Origin of the sequence: Pseudomonas brassicacearum subsp. neoaurantiaca (genome assembly GCF_013608025.1) — a bacterium.
GTDB lineage: Bacteria > Pseudomonadota > Gammaproteobacteria > Pseudomonadales > Pseudomonadaceae > Aquipseudomonas.
On record NZ_VDLV01000064.1, the window covers coordinates 72,703 to 94,354 of the forward strand.

At 61.7% G+C, this 21,652-nt stretch carries 16 protein-coding genes; 15 read left to right on the plus strand and 1 reads right to left on the minus strand.

The features are described from left to right. Positions 1-432 precede the first annotated feature (432 nt). The 15 genes from hutU to mdoH all read left to right on the plus strand — a co-directional run bounded on the left by hutU (position 433) and on the right by mdoH (position 20,517). Positions 433-2,121 carry a urocanate hydratase gene (gene hutU / locus FHK92_RS26645; protein WP_039592729.1) on the plus strand — a complete coding sequence of 563 codons (1,689 nt, stop codon included), beginning with the start codon at positions 433-435 and terminating at the stop codon, positions 2,119-2,121. Between the two features lie 147 nt (positions 2,122-2,268). Next, positions 2,269-3,735 (plus strand): purine-cytosine permease family protein, encoded by a 1,467-nt coding sequence (locus FHK92_RS26650; RefSeq protein WP_181290755.1) that lies wholly within the window; start codon positions 2,269-2,271, stop codon positions 3,733-3,735. A gap of 70 nt (positions 3,736-3,805) precedes the next feature. Beyond that, positions 3,806-4,774: an ABC transporter substrate-binding protein gene (locus FHK92_RS26655; protein ID WP_181290756.1), complete on the plus strand. Its 969-nt coding sequence runs from the start codon at positions 3,806-3,808 to the stop codon at positions 4,772-4,774. A 71-nt stretch (positions 4,775-4,845) separates the two neighbouring features. After that, complete coding sequence (locus FHK92_RS26660; RefSeq protein ID WP_181290757.1) at positions 4,846-5,697, plus strand: ABC transporter permease; 852 nt, start codon at positions 4,846-4,848, stop codon at positions 5,695-5,697. Next, positions 5,694-6,524 carry a quaternary amine ABC transporter ATP-binding protein gene (locus FHK92_RS26665; RefSeq protein WP_077506884.1) on the plus strand — a complete coding sequence of 277 codons (831 nt, stop codon included), beginning with the start codon at positions 5,694-5,696 and terminating at the stop codon, positions 6,522-6,524. The genes FHK92_RS26660 and FHK92_RS26665 overlap by 4 nt, the downstream gene beginning before the upstream one ends. Positions 6,525-6,695: 171 nt before the next feature. Beyond that, positions 6,696-8,219: a histidine ammonia-lyase gene (hutH, locus tag FHK92_RS26670; RefSeq protein ID WP_181290758.1), complete on the plus strand. Its 1,524-nt coding sequence runs from the start codon at positions 6,696-6,698 to the stop codon at positions 8,217-8,219. Positions 8,220-8,351: 132 nt separating this feature from the next. Next, entirely contained in the window at positions 8,352-9,884 is a 1,533-nt protein-coding gene (gene hutH, locus FHK92_RS26675; protein ID WP_181290759.1) for a histidine ammonia-lyase, read from the plus strand. A 128-nt stretch (positions 9,885-10,012) separates the two neighbouring features. Then, complete coding sequence (hutI, locus tag FHK92_RS26680) at positions 10,013-11,215, plus strand: imidazolonepropionase (RefSeq protein ID WP_181290760.1); 1,203 nt, start codon at positions 10,013-10,015, stop codon at positions 11,213-11,215. An 11-nt stretch (positions 11,216-11,226) separates the two neighbouring features. Beyond that, positions 11,227-12,030, plus strand: coding sequence for an N-formylglutamate deformylase (hutG, locus tag FHK92_RS26685; protein WP_181290761.1), 804 nt, complete (start codon positions 11,227-11,229; stop codon positions 12,028-12,030). A 264-nt stretch (positions 12,031-12,294) separates the two neighbouring features. Next, on the plus strand, positions 12,295-13,242 hold the full coding sequence (locus FHK92_RS26690; protein ID WP_181290762.1) for a choline ABC transporter substrate-binding protein: 948 nt from the start codon (positions 12,295-12,297) through the stop codon (positions 13,240-13,242). A gap of 196 nt (positions 13,243-13,438) precedes the next feature. Beyond that, on the plus strand, positions 13,439-14,350 hold the full coding sequence (locus FHK92_RS26695) for an alpha/beta hydrolase (RefSeq protein WP_258232755.1): 912 nt from the start codon (positions 13,439-13,441) through the stop codon (positions 14,348-14,350). 105 nt (positions 14,351-14,455) lie between these two features. Further along, the gene (pip, locus tag FHK92_RS26700; protein ID WP_003196909.1) at positions 14,456-15,427 is read left to right on the plus strand and encodes a prolyl aminopeptidase; all 972 of its coding nucleotides are present in this window, start codon (positions 14,456-14,458) and stop codon (positions 15,425-15,427) included. Further along, the gene (dtd, locus tag FHK92_RS26705) at positions 15,424-15,861 is read left to right on the plus strand and encodes a D-aminoacyl-tRNA deacylase (RefSeq protein ID WP_181290763.1); all 438 of its coding nucleotides are present in this window, start codon (positions 15,424-15,426) and stop codon (positions 15,859-15,861) included. Before pip ends, dtd begins: the two co-directional genes overlap by 4 nt. Before the next feature lie 350 nt (positions 15,862-16,211). Continuing rightward, positions 16,212-17,954: a glucan biosynthesis protein G gene (locus FHK92_RS26710; protein ID WP_219916202.1), complete on the plus strand. Its 1,743-nt coding sequence runs from the start codon at positions 16,212-16,214 to the stop codon at positions 17,952-17,954. Continuing rightward, positions 17,947-20,517, plus strand: a complete 2,571-nt coding sequence (gene mdoH, locus FHK92_RS26715) for a glucans biosynthesis glucosyltransferase MdoH (protein WP_181290765.1) — start codon at positions 17,947-17,949, stop codon at positions 20,515-20,517. Before FHK92_RS26710 ends, mdoH begins: the two co-directional genes overlap by 8 nt. 102 nt (positions 20,518-20,619) lie before the next feature. On the opposite strand, the gene FHK92_RS26720 is transcribed toward mdoH, so the two are convergent. After that, the gene (locus FHK92_RS26720) at positions 20,620-20,967 is read right to left on the minus strand and encodes a DUF6124 family protein (RefSeq protein ID WP_181290766.1); all 348 of its coding nucleotides are present in this window, start codon (positions 20,965-20,967) and stop codon (positions 20,620-20,622) included. Between the last annotated feature and the right edge of the window lie 685 nt (positions 20,968-21,652).

Here is a 21,652-nt window from a genome sequence, read left to right on the forward strand (position 1 = left end):
CGAAGCAGCCCCAGATCTACCAACTCAGTGAGTCAGGCTGATCGCATTTATGCTTTTTGGGGTTGCTGCGCAACCCAGCGGGGATAAATCCCCTCGCCACAAAGTGCCTGCCCGCTGTTTCTTCTGCGCACCAACTTGTTACCGAACGCCCCAGCGTGGCGCAATACCACGCTTCAGTGACCTTCCGATTTTTCCCGAAAAACCTCCCTTCAAAAATTTCATAGAGCTTGGCAGCCCTTCTATTACGAGGGCTTCCGCCGATTCTCCAATCTTTCTTGATCGACCCTTCAACAAGTTGGCCGCTTGATTGCATATGCTTGTACATACAAGTAAAGACGTATGCGTATGAGTCACCTGCATTCAACGCAACGTCCGCTAAATCGCTGCCCACTGCCCGGGCTGGTCTGGATTGATCGCTGAGGAGTTTTTGCTGTGACCGACGCTACCCGTAAACCTGAAAAATACCGTGACGTTGAAATCCGCGCCCCTCGCGGTAACACGCTGACCGCCAAGAGCTGGCTGACCGAAGCGCCGCTGCGCATGCTGATGAACAACCTCGACCCGGAAGTGGCCGAGAACCCCAAGGAACTGGTGGTCTACGGTGGCATCGGCCGCGCGGCGCGCAACTGGGAATGCTACGACAAGATCGTCGAAAGTCTGACCAACCTGAACGACGACGAAACCCTGCTGGTGCAATCCGGCAAACCGGTGGGCGTGTTCAAGACCCACAGCAACGCCCCTCGCGTACTGATCGCCAACTCCAACCTGGTGCCGCACTGGGCCAGTTGGGAGCACTTCAACGAACTCGACGCCAAGGGCCTGGCCATGTACGGCCAGATGACTGCCGGCAGCTGGATCTACATCGGCAGCCAAGGCATCGTGCAAGGCACGTATGAAACCTTCGTCGAGGCCGGTCGCCAGCATTACGACTCCAACCTCAAGGGCCGTTGGGTCCTGACTGCCGGCCTGGGTGGCATGGGCGGCGCGCAGCCGCTGGCCGCGACCTTGGCCGGTGCGTGCTCGCTGAACATCGAGTGCCAACAGGTGAGCATCGATTTCCGCCTGAAAACCCGCTACGTCGACGAACAAGCCAAGGACCTCGACGACGCCCTGGCGCGCATCGAGAAATACACCGCTGAAGGCAAGGCCATTTCCATCGCACTGTGTGGGAACGCGGCCGAGATCCTGCCGGAAATGGTCCGTCGTGGCGTCCGCCCGGACATGGTCACCGACCAGACCAGCGCCCACGATCCACTCAACGGCTACCTGCCGGCCGGCTGGACCTGGGACGAATACCGTGCCCGCGCCAAGACCGAGCCCGCCGCCGTGGTGAAGGCCGCCAAGCAATCGATGGCCGTCCACGTCAAAGCCATGCTCGCCTTCCAGAAGATGGGCGTGCCGACCTTCGACTACGGCAACAACATTCGCCAGATGGCCCAGGAAGAGGGCGTCGAGAATGCCTTCGACTTCCCTGGTTTCGTCCCGGCCTATATTCGTCCGCTGTTCTGCCGTGGCATCGGCCCGTTCCGCTGGGCGGCGCTGTCGGGTGATCCGCAGGACATCTACAAGACCGACGCCAAGGTCAAGGAACTGATCCCCGACGACGCCCACCTGCACAACTGGCTGGACATGGCCCGCGAGCGCATCAGCTTCCAGGGCTTGCCGGCACGGATCTGCTGGGTTGGCCTGGGCCAGCGCGCCAAGTTGGGCCTGGCGTTCAACGAGATGGTGCGTAGCGGCGAGTTGTCGGCACCGATCGTCATCGGTCGCGACCACCTCGACTCCGGTTCCGTGGCCAGCCCCAACCGTGAGACCGAATCCATGCAGGACGGCTCCGACGCCGTTTCCGACTGGCCGCTGCTCAACGCCTTGCTCAACACCGCCAGCGGCGCGACCTGGGTTTCGCTGCACCACGGTGGCGGCGTCGGCATGGGCTTCTCCCAGCACTCAGGCATGGTGATCGTCTGCGACGGTACCGACGAAGCAGCCGAGCGGATTGCCCGCGTTCTGCACAACGACCCGGGTACCGGGGTGATGCGTCATGCCGATGCCGGTTACCAGATCGCCATTGATTGCGCGAAGGAGCAGGGCCTGAACCTGCCGATGATCACCGGCAAATAACACAAAGCCCATGTGGGAGCGAGCTTGCTCGCGATAGCGGTGGATCAGTATCGGTTCCGTCTACTGACACGCCCTCATCGCGAGCAAGCTCGCTCCCACAGGGATGCGGCGCAAATGAATCCGAGAACAATCCACAGAGGTTGAACCATGGCTGTCACCAGCACACGCGCAAGCAGCAAGCCGTTGATCGAGAAACGTTCGATCGACTACATCCCGGAAGCGGAGCGGCACGGGCGGCTATTGAGCCAGTTCACCCTCTGGATGGGGGCCAACCTGCAGATCACTGCAATCGTCACCGGTGCATTGGCGGTGGTGTTGGGCGGTGATGTGTTCTGGTCGTTGATCGGTTTGCTGATCGGTCAACTGCTCGGTGGTGGCGTCATGGCGCTGCATGCCGCGCAAGGGCCCAAGCTGGGGCTGCCGCAGATGATCTCCAGCCGGGTGCAGTTCGGCGTGTACGGCGCGGCCATTCCGATCGTGCTGGTGTGCCTGATGTACCTGGGTTTCACCGCAACGGGAACCGTGCTTTCCGGCCAGGCGCTGGGCCAGTTGTTTGGCGTCAGCGACAGTGTCGGCATCCTCATTTTTGCCAGTGTCATCGTGCTGGTCACGGTGCTCGGGTATCGGGTGATTCACTTCATTGGCCGTGTCGCCAGCGTTATTGGTGTGATTGCCTTTGTTTACCTGTTCGCTCGCCTGATCAGTCAGACGGACGTGGGCGCACTCTTGCAGATCCGCCATTTCAGCTGGAGCAGCTTCCTGCTGGCGGTGTCGCTCGCGGCCTCCTGGCAGATCGCCTTCGGCCCCTACGTGGCGGATTATTCGCGTTACTTGCCGAGCAAGACGTCCTCGGTGAAAACCTTTTTCGCCGCAGGCGCCGGTTCAGTCATCGGCGCACAAGTGGCGATGATCCTCGGCGTGTTTGCCGCCGCCTCGGCCAACGGCCAGTTCGCGGGTCATGAAGTCGCCTACATCGTTGGCCTGGGCGGGACCGGCGCCACCGCTGCGCTGCTGTATTTCAGCATCGCGTTTGGCAAGGTCACCATCTCGACGCTGAACTCCTACGGCAGCTTCATGTGCATCGCGACCATCATCAGTGGTTTTCGTGGCCACCTGAACGTAACGCGTGTGCAGCGCCTGGTGTTCGTGCTGTTCATTGTCGGCGCCGCGACGCTGATCGCGCTGCTGGGCCAGCACTCGTTCCTCGGTGCGTTCAAGTCCTTCATCTTGTTCTTGCTGGCGTTCTTCACGCCGTGGAGCGCGATCAACCTGGTGGACTACTACTGCATCACTCGCGAACGCTATGACGTACCGGCGCTGGCAGATCCGAATGGCCGCTACGGTCGCTGGAACATCTTGGGCATCAGCGTCTATGTCTTCGGTGTACTGGTTCAATTGCCGTTCATCGCCACCAAGTTCTATACCGGCCCGCTGGTGGCCGCCATGGGCGATGTGGACATTTCCTGGATCATCGGCCTGGTGCTTCCCGCAGGCCTGTATTACCTCGCCGCGAAGAAGTGGCACAGCGCAGTACCCGATCAATTGATCCTGCCAGTCGAGCAGGACGCGGTTGACGCACAACCGAGCAGGGCGGGCCGCATCCAAGCGGTCTGATGGGACGTTGACAGGGCTGGATGCCTCTTGACTGCCGTAAGCCAATCCAACTGATTAGGAGCGTCACATAATGAAGTCGAACAAGACCCTGCTGACCGCATTGCTTTCCATTGGCCTGCTGGCCAGTGCCGGCGCCACGCAAGCGGCTGGTTGGTGCGAGTCGGGTAAACCGGTGAAGTTCGCCGGCCTGAACTGGGAAAGCGGCATGCTGCTGACCGACGTTCTGCAAGTGGTGCTGGAAAAAGGCTACGACTGCAAGACCGACAGCCTGCCAGGCAACTCCATCACCATGGAGAACGCCCTGAGCAGCAACGACATCCAAGTGTTTGCCGAAGAGTGGGTCGGCCGCAGTGAGGTGTGGAACAAGGCCGAGAAGGCGGGCAAGGTGGTCGGCGTCGGTGCGCCAGTGGTGGGCGCCATCGAAGGCTGGTACGTGCCGCGCTACGTGGTTGAAGGCGACGCCAAGCGCAAGCTCGAAGCCAAGGCGCCGGGCCTGAAGAACATCGCCGACCTGGGCCAGTACGCCGCCGTGTTCAAGGACCCGGAAGAGCCATCCAAAGGCCGCTTCTACAACTGCCCGGCCGGCTGGACCTGCGAGTTGGACAACAGCGAAATGCTGAAAACCTACGGCTTGGAAAAAACCTACACCAACTTCCGTCCAGGCACCGGCCCGGCGCTGGATGCGGCGGTGCTGTCGAGCTACAAGCGTGGCGAGCCGATCCTGTTCTACTACTGGTCGCCAACGCCGCTGATGGGGCAGGTGGACCTGGTCAAACTGGAAGAAAAACCGGGTGTGGATAAAAGCGTGAGCATCAAGGTCGGCCTGTCCAAGACCTTCCACGACGAAGCCCCGGAATTGGTGGCGGTCTTGGAAAAGGTCAACCTGCCGATCGATATCCTGAACCAGAACCTCGGGCGCATGGCCAAAGAGCGGATCGAGTCGCCGAAACTGGCGAAGATTTTCCTGAAGGAACATCCTGAAGTCTGGCACGCCTGGGTCAGCGAAGACGCTGCCAAGAAAATCGACGCGGCTCTGTAGGTCGAATATTTCCCGGCCAACCGTAGGGCTGGCCGGGACGTTCACCGCATCCACCTGATCGAGAGTCTCTTATGTTTCCCGAAAGCTTTACCTTCTCCATCGCCGACTGGGTCAACGGTTGGGTCGACTCCCTGGTGACCAACTATGGCGATGTGTTCCGGCACATCTCCGACACGCTGCTGTGGGCTATCGTCAACCTCGAAGGTCTGCTGCGCATGGCACCCTGGTGGCTGATGCTGGCCATCGTCGGCGGCGTCGCCTGGCACGCCACCCGCAAGGTCGTCGCCACGGCGGTGATCGTTGGCTTGCTGTTCCTGGTGGGCGCGGTGGGCCTGTGGGACAAGCTCATGCAGACCCTCGCCCTGATGCTGGTGGCGACGCTGATTTCGGTGATGATCGGCATTCCGCTGGGCATCCTCTCGGCGCGCAGCAATCGCCTGCGTTCGGTGCTGATGCCGTTGCTGGACATCATGCAGACCATGCCGAGCTTCGTGTACCTGATTCCGGTGTTGATGCTGTTCGGCCTGGGCAAGGTCCCGGCGATCTTCGCCACGGTGATCTACGCCGCGCCGCCGTTGATTCGCCTGACCGACCTGGGCATCCGCCAGGTGGACGGCGAAGTAATGGAAGCCATCAACGCCTTTGGCGCCAACCGCTGGCAGCAGCTGTTCGGCGTGCAACTGCCCCTGGCGCTGCCGAGCATCATGGCCGGGATCAACCAAACCACCATGATGGCCCTGTCGATGGTGGTGATCGCCTCGATGATCGGCGCTCGTGGCCTGGGTGAAGACGTGCTGGTGGGCATCCAGACCCTCAACGTCGGGCGCGGCCTGGAAGCGGGCCTGGCCATCGTGATTCTCGCCGTGGTCATCGACCGCATTACCCAGGCCTATGGTCGTCCTCGGCATGAGGTGAGCAAATGAGCAACGCAGCCATCAGCAAGATCGAAGTCAAGAACGTCTTCAAGATTTTCGGCAATCGCTCCAAGGAAGCCCTGGACCTGATCCGCCAGAACAAGACCAAGGACCAGGTGCTGGCCGAAACCGGCTGCGTGGTCGGTGTGAACGACCTGTCGCTGAGCATCGGCACCGGTGAGATTTTCGTGATCATGGGCCTGTCCGGCTCCGGCAAGTCCACGTTGGTGCGCCACTTCAACCGGCTGATCGACCCTACCAGCGGCGCGATCCTGGTGGACGGCGAAGACATCCTGCAACTGGACATGGACGCCTTGCGCGAATTTCGCCGGCACAAGATCAGCATGGTCTTCCAGAGCTTCGGCCTGCTGCCCCACAAGAGTGTGCTGGACAACGTCGCCTACGGCTTGAAAGTGCGCGGCGAAAGCAAACAGGTGTGCGCCGAGCGCGCGCTGCACTGGATCAACACCGTCGGCCTCAAAGGCTACGAGAACAAATACCCGCACCAGCTCTCCGGCGGCATGCGCCAGCGCGTCGGCCTGGCCCGCGCCTTGGCGGCGGACACCGACATCATCCTGATGGACGAAGCCTTCAGCGCCCTCGACCCGCTGATCCGCGCGGAGATGCAGGACCAGTTGCTGGAACTGCAAAAGACCCTGCACAAAACCATCGTCTTCATTACCCACGACCTCGACGAGGCCGTGCGCATCGGCAACCGCATTGCGATCCTCAAGGACGGCAAGCTGATCCAGGTCGGCACGCCCCGGGAGATCCTGCACTCGCCGGCGGATGAGTATGTCGATCGGTTTGTGCAGCGCAGGGCTGCGGTGGTTTGAGGGATTTGTGGTGGCTGGGCTGGCCTCATCGCGAGCAAGCTCGCTCCCACAGGGGATTTTCGTTGAACACAAAATGTGTGAACCAAGGAGACCCTATTGTGGGAGCGAGCTTGCTCGCGATAGGGCCGCCAAAGCTGCATCAATGTTCAGGTTGCAAGCACGAGGTTTGAGATGTCCCAGGCTGAAAAAATCATCATCACCGGCGCCCCCCTGCGCTGGCAGGACGTGGTCGCCGTCGCCCGCTTCGGCGCGCCGCTGGAACTGTCGACCCAAGTCTGGGCGCGGATCGACAATGCCCAGGCCATCGTCCAGCGCATCGTCGAAAGCGGCGAGCGTGCCTATGGCGTCAACACCGGCCTCGGGGCGTTGTGCAATGTCTCGCTCAAGGATGAACAACTCAGCCAGCTGTCGCGCAATACCTTGCTCAGCCATGCCTGTGGCGTCGGCGCGCCGCTCTCCGACGAGCAGACCCGGGCGATTCTCTGCGCCGCCATCCACAACTACAGCCAAGGCAAGTCCGGTATCCATCGCCGGGTGGTCGAAGCCTTGTTGGCGTTGCTAAACCGCGGCATCACGCCACAAGTGCCGTCCCAGGGTTCGGTGGGTTACCTGACCCACATGGCGCACATCGGCATCGCGCTGCTGGGCGTCGGCCAGGTCAGTTATCGCGGGCAGATCGTGCCGGCGCAACAGGCCCTCGCCGCAGAAGGTCTGCAACCGGTGCAACTGGGGGCCAAGGACGGTTTGTGCCTGGTCAACGGCACGCCGTGCATGACCGGTCTCAGTTGCCTGGCCCTGGCCGATGCCACGCGGCTGGTGCAATGGGCCGATGTGATCGGCGCCATGAGCTTCGAGGCCCAGCGCGGACAAATCGCCGCGTTCGATGCCGAGATCATCGCCCTCAAGCCTCACCCGGGCATGCAGCAGGTTGGCGTGAACCTGCGGGCATTGCTCGATGGCAGCGAAGTCATTGCGTCGAGCCTGGGCATTCGCACCCAGGACGCCTTGAGCATCCGTTCGATTCCGCAAGTGCATGGCGCTGCTCGCGATCAACTGGAGCACGCCCGGCAACAGATTGAAACCGAGCTCAACGCCGTCACCGACAACCCGCTGCTGCTGGGTACGCCGGAAAACTTCCGGGTTATGTCCCAGGCCAATCCCCACGGTCAATCGGTGGCGTTGGCGGCGGATCTGCTGGCGATTGCCATGGCCGAGATCGGTTCGATCGCCGAGCGTCGTCTCGACCGTTTGATCAACCCGCACGTCAGCGGTTTGCCGGCATTCCTTGTCGCCAATCCTGGGGTGAATTCGGGGATGATGATCGTCCAATACGTCGCCGCGTCGCTGTGTGCGGAAAACAAGCAACTGGCGCAACCGGCGGTGCTCGATAATTTCGTCACCTCCGGGTTGCAGGAAGACCATTTGAGCATTGGCACCAACGCGGCCCTGAAGCTGCACCGGGCGCTGGAAAACTGCATGCAGATCCTCGCCATCGAATACCTGTTGGCGGCCCAGGCCTTTGAATTTCTCAAGGCGCAGCGGTTCGGCGCTGGCACCGACATCGCCTGGAAACTGCTGCGCGAGCGCGTCCCGGCCTACGACCAGGACCGCTGGCTGGCGCCGGACATCGCCAGTGCCGCCGGGCTGCTGAAAGACCCGAACGTGCTGCACAACGTATTACCGAATTTGAACTGATCAAAAATAGCGTCAGCGTGCCAAGGCACCTATAGCCCACAAGGCATCGCCCAAAAAGCGAAGGTGACGGACAACGGAACATTCCGGAGCGACTGGCGGGTGAAAAAACAAAACTCTCAAAAGGAGCAATACATGACTGCCTTAAACCTGATTCCTGGCCAATTGAGCCTGGCTCAATTGCGTGACATCTATCAGCAACCGGTGAACCTGAGCCTCGACGCCAGTGCGTCGGCGCAGATCGAAGCCAGTGTTGCCTGCGTGGAACAGATCCTCGCCGAGAACCGTACCGCCTACGGGATCAACACCGGTTTCGGCCTGCTGGCCTCGACCCGCATCGCCAGCGAGGACCTGGAAAACTTGCAGCGTTCCCTGGTGCTGTCCCATGCCGCTGGCGTCGGCGAGCCGATCAGCGATGCGCTGGTGCGGTTGATCATGGTGCTCAAGGTCAACAGCCTGAGCCGGGGCTTTTCCGGCATTCGTCGGCAGGTGATCGATGCGCTGATCGCGCTGATCAACGCCGAGGTTTATCCACACATACCGTTGAAAGGTTCGGTGGGTGCATCCGGTGACCTGGCGCCACTGGCCCACATGTCTCTGGTGCTGCTGGGCGAAGGCAAGGCTCGCTACAAGGGCGAATGGCTGCCGGCCGTCGAGGCCCTGAAAGTTGCTGGCCTCGCGCCGCTGACCCTGGCCGCCAAGGAAGGCCTGGCGTTGCTCAACGGCACCCAGGTTTCCACCGCGTTTGCCTTGCGCGGTTTGTTCGAAGGCGAAGACCTGTTCGCCGGTGCCCTGGCCCTGGGTGGCCTCACCGTGGAAGCGGTGCTCGGTTCGCGCTCGCCGTTCGATGCGCGCATCCACGCGGCTCGCGGCCAGAAAGGTCAGATCGATGCCGCCGCGGCCTATCGCGATCTGCTGGGCGAGCGCAGCGAAGTCTCCGATTCGCATCAGAACTGCGACAAGGTCCAGGATCCGTATTCCCTGCGCTGCCAGCCGCAAGTGATGGGCGCCTGCCTGACCCAGTTCCGCCAGGCCGCCGAGGTGCTGGTGATCGAGGCCAACGCCGTGTCGGATAACCCGCTGGTGTTCGCTGCCGAGGGCGATGTGATTTCCGGTGGCAACTTCCACGCCGAACCGGTGGCGATGGCCGCCGACAACATGGCCCTGGCGATTGCCGAGATCGGCTCCCTGAGCGAGCGGCGTATTTCGCTGATGATGGACAAGCACATGTCGCAACTGCCGCCGTTCCTGGTGGCCAATGGCGGCGTGAACTCTGGATTCATGATCGCCCAAGTGACCGCGGCTGCGCTGGCGAGTGAAAACAAAGCGCTGTCCCATCCTCATTCGGTGGACAGCCTGCCGACTTCGGCGAACCAGGAAGACCACGTTTCCATGGCCCCGGCTGCGGGCAAGCGCTTGTGGGAAATGGCCGAGAACACCCGTGGGATTCTGGCGGTGGAGTGGCTGGCGGCATGCCAGGGGCTGGATTTGCGTGGTGGTTTGAAGACTTCCGTCAAACTGGAAAAGGCCCGCAGCCTGTTGCGTGCAGAAGTGCCGTTCTACGAGAAGGACCGGTTCTTTGCGCCGGACATCAATGCAGCCAGTGAATTGCTGGCGAGTCGGTGCCTGAACGAATTGGTCACGGCGCAGTTGTTGCCGAGCCTGTAAGGGCCTTATCGCGAGCAAGCTCGCTCCCACAGGGGATCGGTGTCGAGCCTTCATTTGGGGTACACCCCTGATCCCTGTGGGAGCGAGCTTGCTCGCGATTCGATTTTGAATAATTCGAGGAAACCGGGATGAAAACCCTCTGGCAAAACTGCCACGCCGCCACCATGGCCCAGGGCGTCTACTCGATCATCGAAGACGCCGCCATCGTCACCCTGGGCGAACACATTCAATGGATCGGCCCGCGCGCCGAGTTGCCGACAGGCGACTACCCGGCGGTCAACGACCTCAAGGGTGCCTGGGTCACGCCGGGGCTGATCGACTGCCACACCCACACGGTGTTTGGCGGCAACCGCAGCGGTGAATTCGAACAGCGCCTGCAAGGCGTCAGCTACGCCGACATCGCCGCGGCCGGCGGTGGTATCGCCAGCACCGTGCGCGCCACCCGCGCCGCCAGTGAAGACGAGCTGTTCGCCAGCGCTGCCAAACGCCTGAAGAGCCTGATGCGCGATGGCGTGACCACCGTGGAAATCAAATCCGGCTACGGCCTGGACCTGGCCAGCGAGCGCAAGATCCTGCGCGTCATCCGTCGCCTTGGCGCCGAACTGCCGGTCAGCGTGCGCAGCACGTGCCTGGCGGCGCATGCCTTGCCGCCGGAGTACAAGGATCGCGCCGATGATTACATCGAACACATCTGCACCGAAATGCTGCCCGTGTTGGCGGCCGAAGGCTTAGTAGACGCCGTTGACGCCTTTTGTGAATACCTGGCGTTTTCCCCGGAACAGGTCGAGCGGGTGTTTATCACCGCGCAACAGCTCGGCTTGCCGGTGAAGCTGCACGCCGAACAGCTGTCGTCGCTGAACGGCTCCAGCCTGGCGGCGCGTTACCAGGCACTGTCGGCCGATCACCTGGAGTTCATGACCGAGGACGACGCCAAGGCCATGGCCGCGTCCGGCACCGTGGCGGTGCTGCTGCCGGGGGCGTTTTATTTCCTGCGCGAAACCCAACTGCCGCCCATGGATGCCCTGCGCAAGCACGGCGTGAAAATCGCCATAGCCAGCGACCTCAACCCCGGCACTTCGCCGGCGTTGTCGTTGCGCTTGATGCTGAACATGGCCTGCACCTGTTTCCGCATGACGCCGGAAGAAGCGTTGGCAGGGGCGACGATTCATGCCGCCCAAGCCCTGGGCATGGCCCAGACCCACGGTTCGCTGGAAGCCGGCAAAGTCGCGGACTTTGTCGCCTGGCACATCGATCGCCCGGCCGACCTGTCTTATTGGCTCGGTGGCGATCTGGAAAAGCGCGTCGTGCGTCACGGCGTGGAAATCGATTGAGGAGAACGGTTGTGGAGAAGGTCCTGAATTTCAAGCAAGGGCGCGTGCCGCTGTTGATCAGCATGCCTCACGCGGGCCTGCGCCTGACCCCAGCGGTACAAGCCGGATTGATCCCCGAGGCCCAGAGCCTGCCGGACACCGATTGGCATATCCCACGGCTCTACGAATTCGCCGATGAGCTGGGCGCCAGCACCCTGGCCGCCGAGTACTCACGGTTCGTCGTCGACCTGAACCGCCCCTCCGATGACAAGCCGATGTACGTCGGCGCCACCACCGGTTTGTACCCGGCGACGCTGTTCGATGGCGTGCCGTTGTTTCGGGAAGGACAGGAGCCATCCGCCGAGGAGCGGGCGACGTATCTGCAACAGGTCTGGATGCCGTACCACCAGGCGCTGCAACAGGAGCTGGCGCGGCTCAAGGCTGAGTTTGGCTACGCCTTGCTGTTCGATGCCCACTCGATCCGCTCGGTGATCCCGCACCTGTTCGACGGCAAGCTGCCGGATTTCAACCTGGGCACGTTCAATGGCGCCAGTTGCGACCCGATCCTGGCCAGCCAGCTCGAAGCCATCTGCGCTCGTCACGATCAGTTCACCCATGTGCTGAACGGGCGTTTCAAGGGCGGACACATTACCCGGCACTACGGCAACCCGGCCGAGGACATCCACGCGGTGCAACTGGAACTGTGCCAGAGCACCTACATGGAAGAGTTCGAGCCGTTCAACTACCGCCCGGACCTGGCGGCGCCGACCCAGGTGGTGCTCAGGGAATTGCTCGAAGGTTTCCTGGCGTGGGGGCGGCAGGCTTACAAGCACTGATCTGCAGTGAGGCGCTTTTTGTGGCGAGGGAGCTTGCTCCCGCTTGAGTGCGCAGCGCTCATAAGATTCTCGGGGCGGCTTCGCCACCCAGCGGGAGCAAGCTCCCTCGCCACAAAAGCATTTCAAGCCCCTCTCCCTGTCGCCACCGTGCAAAACCGCGTCGCCACAGTTCATCTTCAGCCCCTCGACGCTGCGTAATGTTCCAGGGCACGGTGCACCTAGACACCGACCTACAACAATCCACTGCCGCACGAGACCCACGCGATGAAAAGACTGTCCAAACGCTGTCTGTCATTCCTCTGCGGTACCGTTCTACTAAGCTCCGGCGCGATGGCCGCCGAGCCTGCGTCCTGCCAGGCCGTGCGCATGGGCGTGGTCAATTGGACCGACGTGATCGCCACCAGTGGCATGGCCGATGTGTTGCTCACGGGCCTGGGCTACGAAAGCAAGCAGACCAGTGCCGTGCAGCAGATCATCTTCGCCGGCATTCGCGACAAGCGACTCGATATCTTCCTGGGCTATTGGAAGCCCGCAATGGACAAGAACATCGCCCCGTTCCTGGCGGCCAACCAAGTGAAGGTGCTGGACAAGCCAAGCCTGGCCGATGCCCAGGCCACGCTCGCCGTGCCCGATTACGTGGCGGCGGCGGGGCTCAAGACGTTTGCCGACATTGCTCGGTTCAAGGATCAACTCGGTGGCAAGATCTATGGCATCGAGCCAGGCAGCGGCGCCAACACCACCATCAAGACCATGATCGAGACCAATCACTTCGGTCTCAAGGATTTCAAATTGATCGAATCGGGCGAGGCCGGAATGCTGGCGGCGGTACAGCGCGCGGTGAACCGCAAGGAATTCGTGGTCTTCGTCGGGTGGACCCCGCACCCGATGAACATCAACATGAACATCGCCTACCTGACGGGAAGCGAAGACGTCTACGGCCCGAACGAAGGCGCCGCGACGGTCTCCATCGTGACCGCGCCGGACTACGCCCAGCGCTGCCCCAACGTTCAGCGGCTGCTGGAAAATCTCACGTTCACCGCCGCTCAGGAAAGCCAGTTGATGGTGCCGATCATGGAGCGCAAGACACCCCAGGACGTCGCCCGGCAATGGCTGCGCGAGCATCCCGAGGATCTGCAGCGCTGGCTGGCCGGCGTGACCAGCTACGATGGCAAGGATGGTATTGCGGCGGTGCAGGCAAGCCTCAAGAACTGACACAACCCTACGGATACTGATAACCCGTGGCGAGGGGATTTATCCCCGTTGGGCTGCGAAGCAGCCCTGAATGCAAATCGCCGCGGTGTGCCAGCCTGGCTGCATCTAACTGTTTGGGGGGGCGCTTCGCACCCCAACGGGGATAAATCCCCTCGCCACAGGTTGCGCTCTATTCACAGATATTGGTTGTCATCCCATGGCCTACACACTCTCCCCGGCAATGTCCGCCTTCATCGACAAAACCCTGAGCTTCACCGCCCCGGACGACAGCCTCGAAGGCTCGCGCCAGGCCTACCGCCAGATGTGCCGGGAATTCACCCCGCCGCGCCCGTCAACGCTGGCGATCGAAGATCTGAACTTGGCCGGCGTGGCTGTCCGCGCCTATCAACCGCGTGTTGCGCCGCCGCTGGCCGGTTGGCCGTGCATCCTTTACCTGCACGGTGGTGGTTGGGTGGTGGGTGATCTGGATTCCCATGATTTCATTTGCACGGAACTGGCCGATACCCTCGGCGTGCTGGTCGTGGCGGTGGACTATCGGCTCGCCCCGGAGCATCCCTTTCCGGCCGGTTTCGAAGACTGCCTCGCCGTGTGGCGTCACCTGGCGGACCTGCCGTTTGCCATCGACCCGCGTCGCTGCGCGGTGGCTGGCGACAGCGCCGGAGGCAACCTCGCAGCGGCGGTGTGCCTGGCCCTGCGCGATGTTGGCCTGCCTCAGCCCAGGGCCCAAGTGCTGATTTATCCGGCGCTGGGCGGCCCCGCGCATTTGCCGTCGCGCGACGAGTGTTTCGACGCGCCACTCTTGAGCAGCAGTGATTTGCAACGCTACGACGCTATGTATCTGTGTGGGGCTGACCCCACGTCCTACGCCGCACCGTTGCTTGCCGATGATCTGAAGGGCTTGGCACCAGCCTTCGTCGCCGTCGCCCAATGGGATCCGCTGCGCGACGACGGCATTCTATATAGCGAGCGGCTGAACGCCGCAGGAGAGGCTTGCGTGTTGTACCGGGGAGAAGGACTGGTTCACGGTTGCCTGCGCGCTCGGGGCGAAGTGCCGGAGGTGGATCAGATGTATCGCACGCTGCTCGCTTACCTGGCTGACACGCTTTGACTGCGCGCGGGGCATGCTCATTAATGTGATTCGGGTTTATGATGCCGGACGGCAGACTAAATAGAAGTCCCCACAGGGATGACTCGACCCCTTACGGAGCGCGCAATGCAGACTTTGTACCCGCAGATCAAACCCCATGCCCGGCACGATCTGGCTGTCGATGACACCCACACGCTCTATGTCGATGAAAGCGGCTCGCCGGAAGGCCTGCCAGTCGTGTTCATTCACGGCGGCCCGGGGGCGGGTTGCGATGCGCAAAGCCGTCGCTACTTCGATCCGAACCTGTACCGCATCGTCACCTTCGACCAGCGCGGCTGCGGTCGCTCCACGCCTCACGCCAGCCTGGAAAACAACACCACCTGGGATCTGGTCGAGGACCTGGAGCGCATCCGCAAGCACCTGGGCATTGAAAAATGGGTGCTGTTCGGCGGCTCCTGGGGCTCGACCTTGGCCCTGGCCTACGCCCAGACCCATCCGGAGCGCGTACATGGTTTGATCCTGCGTGGGATCTTTCTCTGCCGACCGCAGGAAATCGAATGGTTCTACCAGGCCGGCGCCAGTCGCCTGTTTCCTGATTACTGGCAAGACTACATCGCGCCGATCCCGTTGGACGAGCGCGACGACCTGCTCAGCGCCTTCCACAAGCGCCTGACCGGCAACGATCAGATCGCCCAGATGCACGCGGCCAAGGCCTGGTCCACCTGGGAAGGTCGCACCGCGACCCTGCGGCCGAACCCGCTGGTGGTTGACCGCTTCTCCGAGCCGCAGCGCGCGCTGTCGATCGCCCGGATCGAATGCCACTACTTCACCAACAACGCCTTCCTCGAACCCAACCAACTGATTCGCGACATGGGCAAGATTGCCCATCTGCCCGGCGTCATCGTGCACGGCCGCTACGACGTGATCTGCCCGCTGGACAACGCCTGGGAGCTGCACCAGAACTGGCCCAACAGCGAATTGCAGGTCATCCGCGACGCCGGCCACGCCGCCTCGGAGCCAGGCATTACCGATGCGCTGGTGCGCGCCGCCGCACAAATGGCCCGTCGCCTGCTTGACCTGCCGCCCGAAGAAGCATGAAAGGGCTGCTGCAGCGGGTTCGCGGCGCTCGGGTCGAGGTCGCGGGCGAGATTGTCGGTGCGGTAGACCATGGCTTGCTGGTGCTGGTGGCGGTCGAGCCCGGGGACACCCGTGCCAACGCCGACAAACTCCTGCACAAGCTGCTTAACTACCGGGTGTTCAGCGACGCCGACGGCAAGATGAACCTGTCCCTGGCGGATGTGGCAGGCGGTTTGCTGCTGGTGTCGCAATTCACCCTGGCAGCGGATACCAAAAGCGGCCTGCGACCGAGTTTTTCGACCGCCGCGCCTCCCGCCCTTGGCGAAGAGTTGTTCAACTATCTGCTCAACCAGGCGAAACAGGTGCATGGCACCGTGGCATCAGGTAGATTCGGCGCCGACATGCAAGTGCATCTGGTCAATGATGGCCCGGTAACCTTTCTGTTACAGGCCTGAAAGCGTTTGAAACATCTTTTCGGTCCGGTTTCGAGGCAAAACACGGAGTTTTCTCGATAAATACTTTGCTAGCCCTGATGCGTTGTCACGCGGCGTACTAGATAATCGCGCGCTACGGGGGACCAGCGATCGCTGGTCCATTTGACTTAGGTAGAGACTTGTCCTGAACCGTTTGGGGAATCATTTTGTCCCATCGGAGTCGGAACAATGCTCGCCAACTTGGCAAGAGTGGTCCGCAGGAACGGTTTTTCAGCGCCGTTACCGTGTTGATACTTTATCTGGCCGTTGGTTTTTTGATCAGTTTTCGGCGAGGGTTGCTCGTGATTGTTAGTCCCTGTAATGCACCAAAAATGACTGCCAAACGGTTTAGAAACGCTCTGGTAGCGGGCTCGGCCCTGTTTTGCCTGCTTGGCGCCGGCCAACTGTGGGCATTCAGCCTGGATGATGTGTCGGCAAAAGCGCAAGAATTGGCCGGGCAGAAGTTCGAAGCCCCGCGCAGCAATTTGCCGAACGAATTCCGCGAAATGAAATTCGCCGATTATCAGAAAATCCGTTTCCGCACCGAAAAAGCTGAATGGGCCGACCAGAAGACACCGTTCCGGCTGTCCTTCTATCACCAGGGCATGCACTTCGACACGCCGGTGAAGATCAACGAAATTACCGCGACCACCGTCGACGAGATCAAGTACGACCCGACACGTTTCGATTTCGGCGACGTGAAGTTTGATCCCAAGGCGACCGAACAGCTGGGCTACGCCGGTTTCCGCGTGCTGTATCCGATCAACAAGGCTGACAAGCAAGACGAAATCATGACCATGCTGGGCGCGAGCTATTTCCGCGTCATCGGCAAGGGCCAGGTCTACGGTTTGTCCGCGCGTGGCATGGCGATCGATACCGCCTTGCCATCGGGTGAAGAATTCCCGCGCTTTCGCGAGTTCTGGATCCAGCGTCCGAAACCGACCGACAAGCATCTGGTGATCTTCGCGTTGCTGGATTCGCCACGGGCCACGGGCGCCTATCGCCTGACCCTGCGTCCGGGCACCGACACCGTGGTTGACGTGAAGTCCCGCGTATTCCTGCGCGATCGCGTCAACAAGCTGGGCATCGCCCCGCTGACCAGCATGTTCCTGTTCGGCGCGAACCAGCCGTCCAAGGTGCTGAACTACCGTCGTGAACTTCACGATTCCAGCGGCCTGTCCATCCATGCCGGCAACGGCGAGTGGATCTGGCGTCCGCTGAACAACCCGAAACACCTGGCCGTGAGCAACTTCTCGGTCGAAAACCCGCGTGGTTTCGGCTTGTTGCAACGTGGTCGTGACTTCAGTCACTACGAAGACCTGGACGACCGCTACGAAAAACGTCCTAGCGCCTGGATCGAGCCGAAAGGCGATTGGGGCAAGGGGACCGTCGACCTGGTTGAAATCCCGACCGCCGACGAAACCAACGACAACATCGTTGCATTCTGGAGCCCGGAAAAACTGCCTGAGCCTGGCCAGCCGCTGGACTTCGCCTACCGTCTGCACTGGACGCTCGATGAGGCCAACCTGCACTCGCCAGACAGCGCCTGGGTCAAGCAGACCCTGCGTTCCACCGGTGACGTGAAGCAGTCCAATCTGATCCGCCAGCCGGACGGCAGCGTGGCCTATCTGGTCGACTTCGAAGGTCCGTCCCTGCAAGCACTGCCTGAAGACGCCGAAGTGCGTAGCCAGGTGAGCGTTGGCGACAATGGCGAGATCGTCGAGAACAGCGTGCGCTACAACCCTGAGACCAAGGGCTGGCGCCTGACGCTGCGCATGAAGATCAAGGACCCGAGCAAAGCCACCGAAATGCGCGCTGCCTTGGTCCGGCCGCTGGTTCCTGTCGAACTGCCAGCCACCGCGCATTCCGTGAACACGTTGGCCAAGGCTGACAAGGTCGCGAAGCAGCAGAGCGAAAAAGAAAAAGCCAACGAGCAAGCCGCCGAGCAGAAAGAAGCCAAGGCCGTGAAGGCGTCCACCGCCGCCGCCGAGCCGACCCCAACCCCACAGGAACCGGAACAGACTGAACAAGTCCTGACCGAGACCTGGAGCTACCAGTTGCCTGCCGATGAGTAATACTCCCGTACAACCAGAATCTCTCAGCGAGTATCTGGCCCATTTGCCGATGACCGACGAGCAGCGTGCCGAGCTGGCGGGCTGCAAGTCATTCAGCGAATTGCATGAGCGCCTGGCTTCTTCGACGTTCGACGCACCCAACGAGGCTGCGCAAGCCTCGGTGGGTCGTCGCCTGACACTGAGCACCGCCGAGGAACTCGAGGACGCCGAAATGCTGGCGCTCGATTCCAACGGCCGGGTCTGCCTAAAGGCGACGCCGCCGATTCGCCGGACCAAAGTCGTGCCGGAGCCGTGGCGCACCAATATCCTGGTGCGTGGCTGGCGCCGCCTGACCGGTCGCACCAATCCGCCGAAGCCGCCCAAGGATGAGCGCGTCTTGCCGCATGCGCGTTGGCGTACCGTGGGTTCGATCCGCCGCTACATCCTGCTGATTCTGATGCTCGGCCAGACCATCGTCGCCGGCTGGTACATGAAAGGCATCATGCCGTACCAGGGCTGGTCGCTGGTTGACCTCGACGAAGTGATGCACCAACCGCTGCTGCAGACGGCCACGCAAGTACTGCCGTACGCGCTGCAAACCAGCATCCTGATCATGTTCGGCATTCTGTTCTGCTGGGTGTCGGCCGGTTTCTGGACTGCGCTGATGGGCTTTCTGGAACTGCTCACCGGTCACGACAAGTACCGTATCTCCGGTGCCAGCGCCGGCAACGAGCCGATTCCGAAGGACGCCCGCACGGCATTGGTCATGCCGATCTGCAACGAGGACGTCCCACGGGTATTCGCTGGTCTGCGCGCCACGTTCGAGTCGGTCGCGGCCACCGGTGACCTGGACCGCTTCGATTTCTTCGTGCTCAGCGACAGTAACGAAACCGATATCTGCGTCGCAGAGCAGCAGGCCTGGCTGGACGTCTGCCGCGAAACCGGCGGCTTCGGCAAGATCTTCTACCGCCGTCGTCGCCGTCGCGTGAAGCGCAAGAGCGGCAACCTCGACGACTTCTGCCGTCGTTGGGGCAGCGACTACAAGTACATGGTCGTGCTCGACGCCGACTCCGTCATGAGCGGTGAATGCCTGACCAGCCTGGTGCGCTTGATGGAAGCCACGCCAGACGCCGGCATCATCCAGACCGCGCCAAAGGCCTCGGGCATGGACACGCTGTATGCGCGCATGCAGCAGTTCGCCACCCGCGTCTATGGTCCGTTGTTCACTGCCGGCCTGCACTTCTGGCAGTTGGGTGAATCCCATTACTGGGGTCACAACGCGATCATCCGCATGAAGCCGTTCATCGACCACTGCGCCCTGGCGCCGTTGCCGGGTAAAGGTGCGTTCTCGGGCGCGATCCTCTCCCACGACTTCGTCGAAGCTGCGCTGATGCGCCGTGCCGGCTGGGGCGTGTGGATTGCCTACGACTTGCCGGGCAGCTACGAGGAATTGCCGCCGAACCTGCTGGACGAACTCAAGCGTGACCGTCGCTGGTGCCACGGCAACCTGATGAACTTCCGGCTGTTCCTGGTCAAGGGCATGCACCCGGTACACCGCGCGGTGTTCCTGACCGGCGTGATGTCCTATCTGTCGGCACCGTTGTGGTTCTTCTTCCTGGTGTTGTCCACTGCGCTGTTGGCAGTGAACACGCTGATGGAACCGCAATACTTCCTGGAGCCGCGCCAGCTGTATCCGCTCTGGCCGCAATGGCATCCGGAAAAAGCCATCGCGCTGTTTTCCACCACCATCGTCCTGCTGTTCCTGCCCAAGCTCTTGAGCATCGTCTTGATCTGGGCAAAAGGCGCGAAGGAGTTTGGTGGCAAGTTCAAGGTGACGTTGTCGATGCTGCTGGAGATGCTGTTCTCCATGCTGCTGGCGCCGGTGCGGATGATCTTCCACACCCGCTTCGTCCTTGCCGCTTTCCTGGGCTGGGCCGCGACGTGGAACTCGCCGAAACGTGACGACGACTCCACGCCATGGAGCGAAGCCGTCAAGCGCCACGGTCCGCAGACCCTGCTGGGCTTTTTCTGGGCCTTGCTGGTGATCTGGCTGAACCCGAGCTTCCTGTGGTGGCTCGTGCCGATCGTCGGCTCGCTGATGCTGTCGATCCCGGTTTCGGTGATTTCCAGCCGCGTGGGCCTGGGCTTGAAGTCCCGTGATGAACGCCTGTTCCTGATCCCCGAGGAATACGCACCGCCACAGGAACTGCTGTCGACCGACCAGTACACCCATGAAAACCGTTGGCACGCGCTGAACGACGGCTTCATCCGGGCGGTGGTCGATCCGCAACAGAACGCCTTGGCGTATGCCTTGGCCACTTCGCGTCACGGCAAGGCCGAGCCGATCGAATGGCTGCGGGTCGAGCGCGTTCGTCACGCTCTGAAAGCAGGTCCCGCGGGCCTCACCAACGCCGAGCGATTGGCGCTGTTGAGCGACCCGGTGGCATTGTCCCGTCTGCATGAGCAGGTCTGGGCCGAGGCGCATCCCGAGTGGCTGGCGGCATGGCGTGAGTCGGTCAAGGCCGATCCGCATGCACCGCTGCTGCCGCTGCAACCGGTGAGCGTACAGCCGCAACTGGCTTGATAGAGCGATAAACGAAAGCCCCGCTTCTGGAAGGAAGCGGGGCTTTTTGTTGGGCGCTCCATGGAGATGGCCACAACATCACATGGCTTTGGTTTTGGAGTGCTAAGACTGTGGGTTGGCGCTGTCCAACATCCGATTCTCCAGTAAACCACTCAGTTCGATCAGTTGCAGGATGCCAAGGGCAACGTGGCGCCGCGATCCCTCAAGGTCGAATGCCAGGTCGTTGATCATGGCGTCGGCTGAGGCCAGGGTTTCGCTGAGGTTGGCCAGCAGGCTTTCGGTGTCGATTCCGTCGACGAGGGTGAAGAGTTGGCCTGGCGACGGTTTGTTTTCGGGTTTGGCCTGTTTGGGCTTCAGGTAGTAATCGAGCGCGCGATCAGTGGCTTCCTGGAGTTTCTTGGCGTCGGTTTCGGTTTCGGGTTCTGGTGGGTTGGGTGTCACTTTGTACATGGATGACGCTCCTTGATTGATGGAGCCGCCAGACATCGCTGCTAAACGAAAAAGGGTGGCGGCAGTACGCGGGTTAGCAGACCAGGAATCAAGGAACCCGGCGCACCGAAGTGCCCCACGCACAGCCGCCATGAAGCGGACCTGCGTGCCTTGATATTGTGCCGAGCTGCTAAACCCGATCGCTGAACTGACAGCGACCTGCAAACGTTAGAGCCTAGGGCCAAGGCGCACAAGCCGGCGGATTCTGGCGTAGTTGTAGGCAATGGCGCAAGGCGCCGTAGCCTTTGGATGACGGATTGTGGGACGCGGGTGTTTTTGTGTGTGTATCCGTTATTTGGGTCACGGCTGCTTATGGTTCCGCCCTTACGGCGGGTCACTTTCGAAAAGCCCGGAAGCCGGCCCAGTCGAAAGTAAGTAAAGCGCTCCTGCCCCACCATTCGGTGCCTCGCTTGGGCTCGGCATGCCCTCACTCCGGCCATCGTGGTTAACGGGGCGCCGAAATCAACGTCCACCGCGAGGCGGCCTTAGAGCCGACCTGTCTCATGGTGGAACCGCATTTCCCCTGTGGGAGCGAGCCTGCTCGCGAAGGCGGCCTAACAGCCGACCTGCCTGCCCGGGTATACCTCGCTCCCACAGGGGGGCCGTGCTGGACATCAATTTTGATATTCAGCATAGATCGATGTGG